The 15135-nt window shown below is 64.9% G+C and carries 11 protein-coding genes and 2 pseudogenes; 12 read left to right on the forward strand and 1 reads right to left on the reverse strand.

The window, feature by feature from the left end; translation table 11 throughout:
- The first annotated feature begins 355 nt into the window (after positions 1–355).
- The 12 genes and pseudogenes from BN32_RS27315 (at position 356) to BN32_RS25130 (ending at position 14010) form a co-directional block, all read left to right on the forward strand.
- Positions 356–589 carry a hypothetical protein gene (locus BN32_RS27315; protein WP_173405809.1) on the forward strand — a complete coding sequence of 78 codons (234 nt, stop codon included), beginning with the start codon at positions 356–358 and terminating at the stop codon, positions 587–589.
- A gap of 169 nt (positions 590–758) precedes the next feature.
- The gene (locus BN32_RS25080; protein ID WP_019200151.1) at positions 759–1361 is read left to right on the forward strand and encodes a DUF1419 domain-containing protein; all 603 of its coding nucleotides are present in this window, start codon (positions 759–761) and stop codon (positions 1359–1361) included.
- Between the two features lie 8 nt (positions 1362–1369).
- Positions 1370–1771, forward strand: coding sequence for a DUF3085 domain-containing protein (locus tag BN32_RS25085; RefSeq protein WP_019200150.1), 402 nt, complete (start codon positions 1370–1372; stop codon positions 1769–1771).
- 109 nt (positions 1772–1880) lie between these two features.
- Positions 1881–6977: a DEAD/DEAH box helicase family protein gene (locus BN32_RS25090; protein WP_040427780.1), complete on the forward strand. Its 5097-nt coding sequence runs from the start codon at positions 1881–1883 to the stop codon at positions 6975–6977.
- Positions 6978–7236: 259 nt separating this feature from the next.
- Positions 7237–8916 carry a ParB N-terminal domain-containing protein gene (locus BN32_RS25095; RefSeq protein ID WP_019200147.1) on the forward strand — a complete coding sequence of 560 codons (1680 nt, stop codon included), beginning with the start codon at positions 7237–7239 and terminating at the stop codon, positions 8914–8916.
- 96 nt (positions 8917–9012) lie between these two features.
- A complete protein-coding gene (locus tag BN32_RS25100) occupies positions 9013–9489 on the forward strand; it encodes a hypothetical protein (protein ID WP_019200146.1) in 477 nt (158 codons plus the stop codon).
- Positions 9486–9956, forward strand: a pseudogene (locus BN32_RS25105) (DUF7007 domain-containing protein); the annotation flags it as partial. The gene BN32_RS25100 and the pseudogene BN32_RS25105, both read left to right, overlap by 4 nt.
- Positions 9957–10061: 105 nt before the next feature.
- The gene (locus tag BN32_RS25110) at positions 10062–11186 is read left to right on the forward strand and encodes an IS110 family RNA-guided transposase (RefSeq protein ID WP_019200144.1); all 1125 of its coding nucleotides are present in this window, start codon (positions 10062–10064) and stop codon (positions 11184–11186) included.
- 279 nt (positions 11187–11465) lie between these two features.
- Positions 11466–11888 (forward strand): annotated as a pseudogene (locus tag BN32_RS25115) (DUF7007 domain-containing protein); the annotation flags it as partial.
- A complete protein-coding gene (locus BN32_RS28165; protein ID WP_347335479.1) occupies positions 11885–12601 on the forward strand; it encodes a hypothetical protein in 717 nt (238 codons plus the stop codon). The pseudogene BN32_RS25115 and the gene BN32_RS28165, both read left to right, overlap by 4 nt.
- A 470-nt stretch (positions 12602–13071) precedes the next feature.
- On the forward strand, positions 13072–13659 hold the full coding sequence (locus BN32_RS25125; RefSeq protein ID WP_019200141.1) for a hypothetical protein: 588 nt from the start codon (positions 13072–13074) through the stop codon (positions 13657–13659).
- 117 nt (positions 13660–13776) lie between these two features.
- Entirely contained in the window at positions 13777–14010 is a 234-nt protein-coding gene (locus BN32_RS25130; RefSeq protein WP_156947020.1) for a hypothetical protein, read from the forward strand.
- 200 nt (positions 14011–14210) lie between these two features.
- Here the strand turns inward: BN32_RS25130 and BN32_RS25135 are convergent.
- A partial coding sequence (locus BN32_RS25135; protein WP_040427733.1) for an AAA family ATPase occupies positions 14211–15135 on the reverse strand: 925 nt, incomplete at its 5' end.

The following is a 15135-nucleotide window of genomic DNA, read 5'->3' on the forward strand; positions in this document are numbered from 1 at the left end:
GCCTCGCCATTGAGGACGATGATTGGGAGAGCGCAAAGCGCGACTATGAATCAGTTGGCGAAACCTATCTCACTGGCGCGTGGGTGGGGGCCGACGGTGCCTATCGGGGCCAGGCTCTGCGGGTGCCTACGCATTTCGACGAGACGGTGCAGCGCAAGGCGGTTCATTTCGAGGTCCTGCTCGGTCTGGTCAAGATGCTGAGCGGCGTGGGCGACGCCAAGCAGAGCGCTTGTTGGGCCGGGCGCGCCACCTCGGCCGTTGCCAAGGCGGAGGCGATCCTTGCCGGTATGAAAGTCCCGCTCCGGATGCGCCGGCGCCGCGCCCGCACATTCTGCTGTCCTTCGACGAGAGCGAGGTGCGCGCGACGATCGGCGAGGTCATCGCGCATGATGAGGCCCTCACGATGCTCTCGGCGGATTCGATCGGTGACGACGATATCCATGTCGCCTGCGTGGCGGCCGTCGCAGCCGCCGACTTCGCGGAAGACAGAGGATCGGTCCTGTTCAAAGCCGCGCTCGCGGCGATCCGGTCGGCCGAGCAGCGCCGGGATGGGAGGACGGGAAAGGGAGAGACGGGAAAGGAGGAATGACGTGCCGCATGCCCGGCCGGCGCGTCAAGGGAGGCTTCGCCCGCTTCGCGGCCCTTGACCCGCCGGGCCGGAGAGGCGGCCGCGAAGGAGGGGTCAGAAGGGCTGAAGAGGATGGCGAACCGGAAGGGCGAGCCGCGCTCCGGCCCGACGAGGCTAAAAGGAGCCCACCATGATCCCCTCTTCGATCCGCAAGGTCTGTCAAGGCGCCGCCGACCGCCGGCAGATGTTTCGCATGTTCGATCGGCATAAGGAGCGACCGAACCGGGTGGAGGACAACGCGACCGCTCTTTATTCGGGCGAATGGTTCGAGATCGGCGAAGCCGAGCACGACTACATGTTCGAGATCCTGCCGCCGCTGTGGATGCGCGGCGACATGTTCGCCATGCGCGAATTTCTCACCGGCAGCATCATGAGCGTCTTCTTCGAGCTGAAGATCGACGAACGCATCCGCTATTTCCACGGCTATTGCGATCTCGGCGACCGGCAATCGCCGGAGCGGATGCGCGCCGCGATCGTCGAACGCGAGTCGCGGCCGGTCCGGGCGATGACACGCGAGGAGCGCCTCGAGCACATCTGGTCGAGCACGCATGACCCCTATCGCGGCTATGCGGACTGGCGCTTTCCCGCCGCAGAGCGGGGCAAGCGCATCGTGATCATCTACGGCCAAGATCGAAGCCATGATTTCCGGCTGCTCGATCGGCTGACAGACGCGGAAATCGCGGTGAAGCTGCCTGTGCATCTGCGCTACCTGCCCGATGCGATCGCGGCATAGGAGCTGCCATGTTCACCTTTCCCGTGACGGCAGTCCACGCCGTGATCGCGCGTGGGCGCATCGATGCCCTGATGAACGGCGGCTTCCGTAATCCGCATTACGGCCTTACGCCGGGCAAGGACGAAAAGCCCGGCGTCTGGCTGGTCGGCGACGAAGGCGTCTACATCATGTCCAACGGCAAGCTCGCCGAAGGGCAGCAGCGTCCGCTCGTCGTCTATGCCGAGGAATGCGATCCGACGACCAACCTCGATTACTGGCACTACAAGCGCCAGTATTTCGGCGGCGATGACGGCATCGACTTTCTCGACGCCGAAATGCTCGTGACGCTGATCGCGGCGGCCCCTGAAGCCACGCATCTCGCGATCGCGATGACTGACGACAGCATGTCGATCACACCGATCCGCCGCTGACATCCCGGGCCGTGCGGCTCGCTCTTTCCGCAACCTCCCGCGACCATCGCTCCCGCCGGCATCCGTCGGCAGGTCGATGCCGCGCGCCTTCATCACAGGAGACATCACGATGGCGCATGACGACCCCTTCACCCTCGACCTCTTCGGCAATACCGCCCTCTCGTCGGGCCTCGGTCTCGGTGTGACCGCATTCGGCGGCACGTTCGCGAACGATGACGACGATGAGCCCGATCCCTCGACGCCCGCTCCCGCGATTCCGATCGTAGCGGCGGTGCGGCCCACGGCGCCTGCGCGCCTCACGCGTGGGACGAACTTTCACCTGGCAGGCGATCGCCCGCTCGCCAAGGTCTGGAAAGACCGTGCGCGCGACAACATCGCCGCCATCCGCCTTGCCGCCGAGATCGAGGCCGATCAACGCAATGCGACGCGCGAGGAGCAGGAGCAGCTGATCAGCTTCACGGGCTTCGGTGCTTCCGATCTTGCGAACGGCGTCTTTCGCCGCCCCGGCGAGATCGATTTCCGCGAGGGATGGCAGGAGATCGGCGCCTCGCTCGAGGATGCCGTCGGCGAGCTCGACTATGCGTCGCTCGCCCGCTGCACGCAGTACGCCCATTTCACCCCGGAGCTGATCGTCCGCGCGATCTGGGCGGCATTGCAGCGTCTCGGCTGGCGCGGTGGACGCGTGCTTGAACCCGGCATCGGCACCGGCCTGTTTCCCGCGCTGATGCCGGAGGACCTGCGCGTTGTAAGCCATGTCACCGGCGTCGAGCTCGACCCCGTCACGGCCCGCATCGTCCGCCTGTTGCAGCCACGGGCCCGCGTCATCACCGGTGATTTCGCGCGCACCGAGCTTCCCGCGAGCTTCGACCTCGCGGTGGGGAATCCACCGTTCTCTGACCGCACCGTCCGATCGGACCGGGCGTATCGCTCGCTCATTTTGCGTCTGCACGACTACTTCATCGCACGCGCCATCGACCTGCTGAAGCCCGGGGCGCTCGCCGCCTTCGTCACCTCGCACGGCACGATGGACAAGATGGATTCCTCGGCGCGTGAACATGTCGCCGGGTCGGCCGATCTCGTCGCCGCTATCCGTCTCCCAGAGGGAAGCTTCCGCGTCGCCGCCGGAACCGATGTGGTGGTCGACCTTCTCTTCTTCCGCAAGCGCAAGGTGGGCGAGCCGGCGGGCGACCAAACCTGGCTCGACGTCGAAGAGGTGCGGCCCGGAACGCAGGACGAAAGCGCGATCCGCGTGAACCGCTGGTTTGCGCAGCGTCCAGAGTTCGTGCTTGGAACGCATGCGCTCGCCTCCGGTCCCTTCGGCGAGACTTACACCTGCCTGCCGCGCGAGGGCGACAAGCTCTTCGAAGCCCTCTCGGACGCGCTCCGTCTCCTTCCGGAAGCGATCTACGACGGTGAGCCGGACGCGATTGATCAGGATCTCGAAGACGCCGACCATCCGACCGACGTCGATCTTCCGTCAGATCGCCATGTGCGCGAGGGAAGTTACGTCGCCGACAAAGCCCACGGCGTCATGCAGGTCCTCGACGGCAAGCCGGTCGCGGTCAAGGTCCGCAAGGGGCGCGGCGCCGAGGGAGTCCCCGAGAAGCATGTCAGGATCATCCGAAAGCTGATCCTGATCCGCGATGCCGTTCGTGAAGTCTTGAAGGCGCAAGAGCTCGACCGGCCCTGGAAGGACGCGCAGGTCCGGCTGCGCATCGCCTGGTCGAATTTCGTGCGCGATTTCGGTCCGATCAATTTCACGACCGTCGCGATGACCGAGGATGAGGAGACCGGCGAGGTGCGCGAGACCCATCGCCGACCGAACCTGCAGCCCTTCCTCGACGATCCCGATTGCTGGCTGGTCGCTTCGATTGAAGACTACGACCTCGAGACCAACACGGCCAAACCCGGGCCGATCTTCACCGAGCGCGTGATCTCGCCGCCGGCCCCGCCGGTGATCACCAGCGCCGCCGATGCACTTGCCGTCGTGTTGAACGAGCGTGGCCGCGTCGACATCGACCATATCGCAGAGCTGTTGCATTGCGAGCGCGACCATGTCGTCGCCGAGCTCGGAAGTGCGATCTTTCGCGATCCCGTCGATGGCTCCTGGCAGACCGCCGACGCCTATCTATCCGGCCCTGTCCGCGACAAGCTGAAGGCATCCGAGGCCGCCGCGGCGCTCGATCCGGACTATGAGCGCAACGTCACGGCGTTGCAGGGTGTTCAGCCCACCGATCTCAATCCCTCGGATATCACCGCACGGCTCGGTGCGCCGTGGATTCCGGCGTCCGATATCGTCGCCTTCGTCAAGGAGACGATGGCCGCCGACATCAAGATCCACCACATGCCCGAGCTCGCCTCGTGGACGGTGGAAGCGCGGCAACTCGGCTGGATCGCGGCAGGGACCTCCGAATGGGGCACCGACCGCCGACATGCCGGCGAGCTTCTCACTGACGCGCTCAACAGCCGCGTGCCGCAGATCTTCGACATCATCAAGGACGGCGACAGCGAAAGGCGTGTACTCAATGTCGTCGATACCGAGGCGGCAAAGACGAAGCTGCAGAAGATCAAGGACGAATTCCAACGCTGGATCTGGTCGGATCCCGACCGCACCGACCGCCTGGCGCGCGTCTACAACGACCGCTTCAACAACATCGCGCCAAGAGCGTTCGACGGCTCGCATCTGAAACTTCCGGGCGCCTCTGGCGCCTTTATTCTTTATGGACACCAGAAGCGTGGCATCTGGCGCATCATATCGGCCGGCTCGACCTATCTTGCCCACGCCGTCGGCGCCGGCAAGACCATGACGATGGCAGCCGCCGTCATGGAACAACGCCGGCTCGGCCTGATCGCGAAGGCGATGCTCGTCGTTCCCGGCCATTGTCTGGCGCAGGCGGCCCGCGAGTTCCTCGCGCTCTATCCGAACGCGCGCATCCTCGTTGCCGATGAGACGAACTTCACCAAGGACAAGCGTCACCGCTTCCTGTCGCGCGCCGCGACCGCGACCTGGGACGCGATCATCATCACGCACTCGGCGTTCCGTTTCATCGCCGTGCCATCGGCGTTCGAGCAACAGATGATCCAGGACGAGCTCGAGCTCTACGAGACGTTGCTGACAAAGGTCGAGAGCGACGACCGCGTCTCGCGCAAGCGCCTCGAACGGCTCAAGGAGGGCCTGAAGGAAAGGCTGGAGGCGCTCTCGACGCGCAAGGACGATCTCTTGACCATCTCCGAGATCGGCGTCGACCAGATCATCGTCGATGAGGCGCAGGAGTTCAGGAAGCTCTCCTTTGCCACCAACATGTCGACGCTCAAGGGCGTCGATCCGAATGGGTCGCAGCGCGCCTGGGACTTGTTCGTCAAATCTCGCTTCGTCGAGACCCGCAATCCAGGCCGCGCGCTCGTGCTTGCGTCCGGAACGCCGATCACCAACACGCTCGGCGAGATGTTCTCGGTGCAGCGCTATCTCGGCTACGCGGCGCTCCTCGAGCGCGGCCTGCACGAGTTCGACGCCTGGGCGAGCACGTTCGGCGACGTCTCGACCGAGCTCGAGCTGCAGCCGTCCGGCAAGTACAAGCCAGTCACGCGCTTCGCCACCTTCGTGAATGTGCCGGAACTGATCGCGATGTTCCGGTCATTCGCCGACGTGGTGACGCCCGAGGATCTGCGCGAGTACGTCAAGGTGCCGGCGATCTCGACCGGCAAACGGCAGATCCTCACCGCGAAGCCGTCGGCGGCATTCAAGCGATATCAGACGCTGCTCGGCGAGCGCATCAAGGCGATCGAGGAGCGTGATCGTGCGCCGGAGCCGGGCGACGACATCCTGCTCTCGGTCATCACCGACGGCCGGCACGCCGCGATCGACCTGCGCCTGGTCGACCCGGACAACGACAACGAAGCCGACAACAAGCTGAACCAGCTCGTCGACACCGCTTTTCGAATCTGGAGCGCTACCACCGAGAACACCTATGTCCGCTCCGACGGCAAGCCGTTCGAACTGCCCGGCGCAGCGCAGATGATCTTCTCGGACCTCGGCACCATCAGCGTCGAGAAATCGCGCGGCTTCTCAGCCTATCGCTGGATCCGCGACGAGCTTGTCCGCATGGGCGTGCCCGCCTCCGAAATCGCCTTCATGCAGGACTATAAGAAATCAGACGCGAAGCAGCGCCTGTTCGGCGACGTGCGCGCCGGCAAGGTCCGCTTCCTGATCGGCTCGTCCGACACGATGGGGACCGGCGTGAATGCGCAGTTGCGCCTGAAGGCCTTGCATCACCTCGACGTCCCCTGGCTTCCGTCGCAGATCGAGCAGCGCGAGGGCCGGATCGTCCGGCAAGGCAACCAGCACGACGAGGTCGATATCTACGCCTACGCCACCGAGGGCAGCCTCGATGCGCAGATGTGGCAGAACAACGAGCGCAAGGCTCGCTTCATCGCCGCCGCTTTGTCGGGCGACACCTCGATCCGCCGGCTCGAAGACATGGGCGAGAGCCAGGCCAACCAGTTCGCCATGGCCAAGGCGATTGCCTCGGGCGATCCGCGTCTCATGCAGAAGGCGGGGCTCGAAGCCGATATCGCCCGGCTTGAGCGGCTGCGTGCGGCGCATATCGACGATCGGCACGCCGTTCGCCGGCAGATCCGCGACGCCGAACGTGACATCGAGTTCTCGACCCGCCGGGTGGCTGAGATCGGGAAAGACATCGCGCGGCGGATTCCGACCTCGGGCGACGCTTTCGCGATGACGGTGACGGGCGAATCTCACGCCGAGCGAAAGCTCGCCGGCCGCGTGCTGTTGAAGGAGATTCTGACGCTGGTGCAGCTCCAGCAGGAGGACGAAATCGTTATCGCTTCGATCGGCGGCTTCGACGTCGAGTATTGCGGCGAGCGCTTCGACCGCGACGGCTACCGATACACGACGATGCTGCTGCGCACCGGCGCCGAATACGAAATCGAGCTGCCGGTGACGGTGACGCCGCTCGGCGCGATCGCGCGCCTCGAGCACGCGCTCGACGATTTCGAGGGCGAGCGCGAGCGCTATCGCCAGCGTCTCGCCGATGCCCGTCGGCGGCTTACATCCTACGAATCCCGCGACGGCGGGGAATTCGCCTTCGCCGGCGAGCTTGCTGACAAGCGTCGGCAGTTGGCGGAGGTGGAGAAGGCGCTGGCGGAAGATGGTGGAAGCGCCAGCGGCATGCCGGTGGCGGCCTGAGAGGAAAGAGGAGGAGAAGAGAAAGGGGAAAAACCCGCTCGCAGATCGGGCGGGCCGTCGCCGCTGAAGCTCAACCGCGGCCTGCGCGATCCCGGCCCGTCATCCTGCGCAGGGCTTTTGCCCAGCTGGTCTTGTCGGGCAGGGATGCTCGCCCGCAGTTGCGTCGGCCCGTCCGCTCCGCGGGCCGGGGGGTGTCTTCGGGAAGAAGACAAGAAAGGGTCGGCAAGGCCGGTCCGCAACCCCCAAAAGGAGCGTTCCCATGCATCTCATCAAGGTCGATCCGCGTGCGCTGAAGGAAAATCCCGACCGTACGCGCCAGACAAAGTCGACGCCGCAGGCCGACGCGCTGTTGCTCGCCACGATCAAGGCTGTCGGCATCGTTCAGCCGCCCGTCATCACGCCGGAAAAGGACGGCGGCAACGGCTACGTCATCAATGCCGGCCACCGCCGCGTGAAGCAGGCGATCGCCGCCGGTCTCGAGGAAATCGACGTGCTCGTCGACGAGGCCGCGAACGACAACGGCGCGATGCGTTCGATGGTGACGAACATCGCCTTCGAACCGATGAACCCGGTCGATCAATGGCGTGCGATCGAACGCCTGGTCGCGCTCGGCTGGACCGAGGAGGCGATCGCCGTCGCGCTGGCGCTTCCCGTGCGTCAGATCAAGAAACTTCGTCTGCTCGCCAACGTCCTGCCGGCGATGCTCGACTATATGGCCAAGGGCGACATGCCGAACGAACAGCAGCTGCGGACGATCGCCGCCGCGGCGCCGGAGGAACAGAAGGAGGTCTGGAAGAAGCACAAGCCGTCGAAGGGCGACCCGCAGGTCTCGTGGTGGAGCGTTGCGCAGGCGCTGCAGAAGACACGCATGTTTGCGCGTCACGCGAGCTTCGGCGACGACCTCGCGCAGGCCTATGGCATCCAGTGGGTCGAGGATCTCTTCGCGCCGGCGGACGAGGACAGCCGCTACACCACGAATGTCGAGGCCTTCCTCGGTGCGCAGCAGGAGTGGATGACGACCAACCTGCCGAAGAAAGGCGTCATCGCCGAGACCACGAACTGGGGCGAGGTGAAGCTGCCGCCGAAGGCCGAGCGCGTCTACGGCAAGCCGACGAAGTCCGATTGCACGGCGATGTATCTCGACCGCGAGGGTCGCGTGCAGACGGTGCATTACCGGATGCCGGAGGCCAAGAAGCCGAAGGCGGGCAAGAGCGCAGGTGGCACCAACGAGGTCGCGGACGATGTGGGCGAAATCTCGAGGCCGCGGCCCGACGTCACCCGCAAGGGCATCGAGATGATCGGCGACTATCGCACCGATGCGCTGCGCGAGGCGCTCGGCCGCGCGCCGATCGAGGATGACACGCTGATGGCGCTGCTGATCCTCGCTTTCGCCGGCCAGAACGTCTCGGTGACCACCGGAAGCGGCGGCGTCTACTACGGCCACAGCCGTCTGGCGAGGAACGCGGCGGTGCTCTTCGACGCCGATGGCAAGCTCGCCTTCGACATGGACACGCTCCGCGTCGCGGCCCGCACCATGCTCGTCGACGTGTTCTCGTGCCGGGAGAACGCGACCAACAGTGGCATCGTCGCCCGCGTCGCCGGGGAGGTCGTCGGCGCCGATGCGTTCCTGCCGAACATGGGCACCGAGGACTTCCTCTCGTGCCTGTCGCGGCCCGCACTCGAAGGCTCGTGCACGGACACGCCGGTCCTGCCGCGCCAGCGGGTAAAGGACACGCGCGCTGCGCTCGTCGAGCACTTCAAGGAGGGACACTTCGTCCATCCGTCCGCGCTCTTCGCGCCCGATCCGGCGAAGCTTTCCGGATGGCTGTCGTCGAGTGCGGCATCGGCGGTCGACGACGAGGCCGAAGAGGATACCGGCGGGATCGCCGAAGATCTCACCGATGATGAGGCCGGCGAATTCCTGGATGCGGCCGAGTAAGCGGGCACATCCCCCTCATCTTCCGAACGACATCCCGCCGCCGGCCCTGCCGGCGGCGGTTCCGTTTCCACACACGCGCTATCCAAGGAGGACACCATGTCCGCGCACACAATCCTCGACAACGCACCCATCGGCGCGATCGTCGCCTGGTCTGACGCGACGCCGCAGCCGCCGGCTCGCTTCAACAAGAAGCTGGCTGTCTGGCGCACCAGCAACAGCAGCGGCCGCTTGATCCGAAAGCAGGGCGCGCGCGGCGTCGGCAATATCTCGTTGTCGGCGTGCTTCACGCTACACGAGGCCGACTTCGGCGGCGGCGGCGTCATCGCGATCCGCGTCCATCGGACGTTCTCCTTGGACTCGCGGCTGCAGTTCACCATCGTCGAGCGCCCGGTTATCGGCTCTGTCCGCGTGTTCGACGGACCCGGCGACAGTGCCGAGCTCGTCCATCTCGCGACGGACGAGGCCGATGCGAGAGAGTGGCTGACGCGTCATGGCTATCCGCACGCGGTGCTCGAGCACGTGATGGCCGACGAGTTCGGCACCGACATCGTCGAGGGGAGGACCGCGGCATGAGCGTCCCCTCACCTGTTCACTCACGCACCGAGGCCCTCGGATTTCCGGGGGTCTCCTTCGGCCGCAGTGCCGACGACATGCCCGTCGCGCTCGTCGGCAACACCGCCTTCGCCATGGCGCCGACCCGCGACGGCCGGCACTATCTCGTCACGGCCTGGCGCCTCTCACGCCCGATCGCCGAGTGGACGCGCAGCGACTTCTACGGCCATTCGGGCGAGCTCGCCGATGAAGCGGCGTTTCGTGCCCGCGTGCTCGAAAACGCCGAGCATCAACGCGAACGCACGATGCTCGGCCGTATCGAGGAATATTCGCGTTCCCACACCCCCTGGGGAACCTCGCAGGGCGCGACCGTCTACGCCGAGGGCGTTACGTCGCATTCGACCGCCGGGCACGGCGGCTTCAAGCTCTCGGCCGAGCGAAACCGCAAGGTCCACCCCATGCTGCGCTCGGCCGGCGGCTGGTACGAGTCCCATGATTGACCCTAGTGCCCGCGGCAGCAAAGCTCGGGCCACCGATCATCATGAGGGGACAGATAAATGAAATCGATAATTCAGGGTGGGGCAGAGTCCGTAATGGATGCCGCAAAGGCCATTTATGTTTCTGTGGAGCTGAGCCAGTCAACGTGGCTCGTTACTTCATTTGCTCCCGCCATCGACACCAAGATGGCGCGCAAAGGTCTCCCGGTCGGCGGGGTCGGTCAACTGCTCACATTGGTCGCTGATCTGCGCTCCAAAGTGCTCAGTAAAACTGGACTGTCGTTTCCTGTGATTATTATCCAAGAGGCCGGTCTCGACGGATTCTGGGTCCATCGAGTCTTGGTTGACGAAGGCCTTGAAAGCTATGTGGTGGACGCGACGTCGATCGCAGTTCCAAGGAAAGCACGCCGAGCCAAGACCGATCGCATCGATGGCGAACTACTCGTCCGCGCACTGATGGCGTTCAAACGCGGCGAACCGCGCGCATGCGCGATGGTTCGGGTTCCGTCTCATGATGAGGAAGATCGGCGCAGGCTCCTTAGGGAAAGGAAGGCTTTGGTCGTGGAGCGGTTGAGACACGCCAATCGAATAGAAGGACTGTTGTTTGCTCAAGGTATTTCGAACTATCGGCCCCTCAACCGAGATCGGCGGCCGCGCCTCGAAGACCTTCGTACTGGCGATGGCCGTCCGCTTCCACCGTTCATGAAAGCCCAGATATCGCGGGAACTCGATCGTCTCGAATTGGTCATTGAGCAGATCAGAACGATTGAGGCAGAGCGCGACAAGCTTCTTATGTGCGAACGGAAAGAGGCAAATAGCGCTGTCTCCATGCTCGAGAACGTGCGTGGCATCGGACCCGAGTTCGCGTCGCTGCTTTGGGCGGAAGGTTTTTACAGGCACTTCGATAATCGCAGGCAAATCGCCGCCTATGCGGGATTGGCGCCGACGCCGTGGCAAAGCGGTTCTATCGATCGCGATCAGGGCGTGTCGAAGGCCGGGAATCCGAGGCTGCGAACCACGATGATACAGGCGGCCTGGCTCTGGTTGCGGCATCAACCAGATTCAGCGCTCTCCGATTGGTTCCGACAGCGAGCAGCATCGAGCGGCGCAGCTCAGCGCAAAAAGATTGTCGTGGCGCTTGCACGCAAACTGCTTGTCGCTCTGTGGAAATATGTGACTGCAGGCATCGTGATCGATGGCGCACGGCTGAAGAATGCATAGAGCCTCACCCATATCTGCCGAAGCCTGATCAGCTTCGGTAGATCCAGGCAGGCGAACCGGAAGTCTTCTTTGGCCTAAACCGCCGCGTATGAGGATGGTCGCGCCTTCCTGAACCCAGCCCATCGAATGCGGGAATGTGGCACCGCTGCCCATGCAGCGACCGAATATAAGGTTGTCCCGGCTGTTTACCGGCTGAGGAAAGACCTGGGTTCACCTGGATACTGGAAACGAAACCGATGGAGAACAACGATGGAGAACAGATGGGTTGACCAATCATCATATAAGGAAGATGCCGCATGGGCGATCGTCGCGATCACCTTCCCTCATCTTTTCACGGCATTTGAGCGACGCTGCGCCGAGCGCACGGTCAAGGATAGTTGGCCCGATGCATGGGAGGCGATCTCCGGCACGATTCTCCTGCCAGGCGAGTCCCACGAGAAGGACCGCCGTGCGTTCGACACGGTGCACGCGCACGACTGGATTGTCGTCTCGGCGATCACCTCCAAGCAGGTAGCGGGCTTCGTCGAGATCGTCGCGACGCTGGGCGGCAAGCGCGTCGCTGGAACCGAGGAACGCCGTTTCCTCGTTCCATCGGACGAATATCACATCGGCCGCTTCGGCTTCGTGATCGATCCTGCTCGACACCAGGTCTACGGCGGATCATCCGATTTCATCGGCTGGCAACCAGGGAGGGCGGCGTGAACCTCTCTCCTGATCGTCTTCTTCTCCTCCACCGCATGGAGGAGGCACAGCGCCAGACGCAACGCCAATTGAACATAATCGATCGGCAGATCACGCGGCAGATGACCGCGCTGATCCCGTCGCTCGGTCGCAAGCATGCCGGCTATCGCCGCGGCAAGCCGCCCGATCCGGGTGCGTTCCTCGAGCGGTATCGCACGAGACTGGCGGCGCTCACGGCGGAGCGTCAACCGGAAATCGATGCATTGTCGCGCAAGCTCGCGCGGCAGGATCATGCGATCGAGGCGCTGCGTCAGCGCCTCGGCGTCGTTCGTGGCGGACGATGCGATGCCTCGCACGGGTCGACCAGCTCGATAGCGGGCCTGCACTATGAGGTCGCGGCATCGCGGATCGAGCCGGACGCCGGTCCTCGATCGAACGGTGAGGCGTTCTCCACGTCGGGTGGCATCGGGCGTAGGGCCCTTGGCGACGTCGACGCAACGTGCGACCGGGACCATGCCCGCGTCGTACCCATAGAGTATGCGGGTCGAGCGGTGCGGGCGCACGGGTTGACGCACGCAAGGCGTCGGGATTGGCGGTTTCCGTCGTGGGCGTCGGTGCTGGGGAAAGCGTCAGGGCCTCGGCGGCGTCGGCATAGGCGCGCATCTTTGCCGATGGTCGACAGCAGCACCCGAGATCTTGAGCCGCGACCGACAGGACGATCGTGCCGGTGGTGAGCGCCTGGCGCGCGACCGGGAGATATTGCCGACTTTCTCCGATGAGGTGCCAGAGCGTCGTGGAAGACGACGGGCTACTGGCGGGTGTCGCGCGTCGCGAACGCCGGCGGAGCGGAAGGAGTGCGGCGGCAGGTCATGGAAGTCCTTGCCGATCGGTTTTCCTTCCTGATCGGCGTTCCGGCCCGCCGGACCTCCCCTCGGGTTTTGTTGCGCTCTTAAACCGGCGGCCGGTCGCTTCAAGGCCGCTGCGCGCCGCGGTGCGGCCGGAGCCGCCGATCTCGGCAGAGCAGGCCCGCGCGCTTCGCGAGGGCTGAAAGCCCTGCTTGCGCGCAAACCCGCTCCGCTCGATCCGGCAACCCCGGACCCTGAAGCGCCCGTCTTTCCGCCGGTTTCGGTCGATCGCACCCGAAGGGAGGACCGGCAGGAGCCGGCCCGGGCCCTTCAGGCGAACCGAAGGAAAGGATGTTCTCATGACCAAAGCCGCTCGCACCCAACGTCAGCCCGCAAAGGTCGTTCAGCTTCGCAAGAGCACCACGCTCGAAATGGTCAGGCTTGCCTGCCCCGACGCCGCCCAGGCGTTGCTCATCTCCGAAAGCTTCGGTCTTCCCGTTCTCGACAGCGACGGGATCCGCGATCTCCACCAGCGCATGATCGTCGAGACGGCCGACAGCCTGAGCGAAGGCCTCGGCGAGCGGGCGATGCAGATCCATCTGCAGCGGATCGTCGGCGCCTATGTCGGCTCCGCACACGGCGCCGGCCAGTTCTATTCCCGCGCAGTGACCGAAGCCCGCGATGCGACGGCCAAGGCCTCCAACGACTTGCGCGACGAAGACCTCGACGGCCCTGTTGGCTTCGACAGTGCCGCGCAGCGCAAGCGCGAGTTCGCCGCCGACATGGCCTTGCAGTCACACGCACTGCGCGCGGCAGCCGAGGGCGCCGTGGCCGCCTACGAACACGTCGTCGGCGAGCGCTGGAAGCCGTTCCAGCGTCCGGTCGAAAATCCCGGCCAGGCGCTCGATCGCAAGGCGGCCGACGTGCAGATGGCCGCCTTCGGGTGATCGCACCGGGCGAGGCTTCGGCCTCGCCCTTCCTCGAGGCCACTATCGCTGGGCCGTCCCCTAACGGGTCCGGCCTTTTTCGTGTCGCTATCGCGCCCGCAGCCGCCGAAGAACGTCATGCGGCTGCTCGCGAAGATGAAGAGAAAAGGAAATGAAAAAGGCAGAGCGCATCGCGACACCCGTCCGGCTTTCGGTCCTGCCAGGGCCGGGACCCGGCGCAGCGGCTTCGCCGCCCTCTACTTCGTTGCGGCCCGAGGGTGCGCCGCGCCCCTGATTTCCCTGGCGATGGACCGCCGTGACGGGGTCGCGATGGGCGCGACCTCCGAAACGGAGGTTCAGGAAAATGACTGAGAAGAAAGAAGGCGCGCGCGTCGACGTCTATGTGTGACGGCCTGCAATGATGATCGGCTCGGCGCGAGATTATAGGCTCGTTCTGACGCACGCTCCGTGAAATTGTAGGTCGGTCTGAAGCCACGCTGTTTGAGAACGAGCGCGCTCTGTGTGAGACGGACGCGAGAAGGCGATCGACCGGCGCGCATTAAGTGAGACGTTCAGATCGGCAATCCGGCGACGCGCATCTCGTCGGTGAGCTCGGTCGCGCGAGCACCTTCCAGCTCGCCCCGCATGAGCTTGCGGATCTCGGCGGGCTTGGCGTCGAACTGGTCGCACAGCGCCTTCACGTCGTAGCCGTGCCGGTTCAGCTCGGGCTCGATGTCGTCGAGGCGGCGCGACAGCACGCCGTCGACGATGGTCCCGTCGATCGGCTTGGCACCGATTCCGAACCCGGCCTCGAACGCGCGGACGAGGTAGCGGCTGAGCTGGAGCGGCGTTTTCAGCCGCGCGGCGAGCAGGGTCGCCGCTTCGTCGGTGATCACCTCCTCGGGCTCGACGCCCTCCTCGAGCGAGGCGCGAAGTACCCAGTCGATGAAGTCGCGCTGACGGTCGCGCAGCCCTCCGAATTCGAACAGCGTCGTGCGATCACCTACCTCCTCCATGGTGGGGCGACGTAGGTCGTTCTTGAGCCGCGGGTAGCCCAGCATGACGACGGAGAGCTGCCCGCCACCTTCCTGGACGAGCTCGACCAGGCGCTTGAGCGCCTTCAGCGTATTAGCGTGGAGGTCGTGCGCGTCATCGACGAATAGCGCGACCGGCTTCTTGGCCTTGCGAAACAGCTCCTGGAGGTCGCGCTCGCGGCGCTCAGCCTGGCGCGAGATGGTGGGGAGCTTGTCCGGGCTGAGATCGTAGAACAGCGCCGATACGAGCAGCGGCACCGTGATCTTAGCCTTCTCCAGGCTGAGCGCGCGAGACACGATGACGCGGTTCTCGCGCTCGAGCGCCTCGCGCAGACGGCGCACCAGGAGCGACTTGCCCGAGCCGATCACCGCGGTGAGCGCGATCAGTCGGCCGGCAGTGATGGTCGCGCGCAGGTCGTAGAACGATCTGTCTTGTGATGCCTCGGTCTCGGTAGAACGGCCG

The sequence above is a fragment of the Afipia birgiae 34632 genome (assembly GCF_000308295.2).
GTDB lineage: Bacteria > Pseudomonadota > Alphaproteobacteria > Rhizobiales > Xanthobacteraceae > Afipia > Afipia birgiae.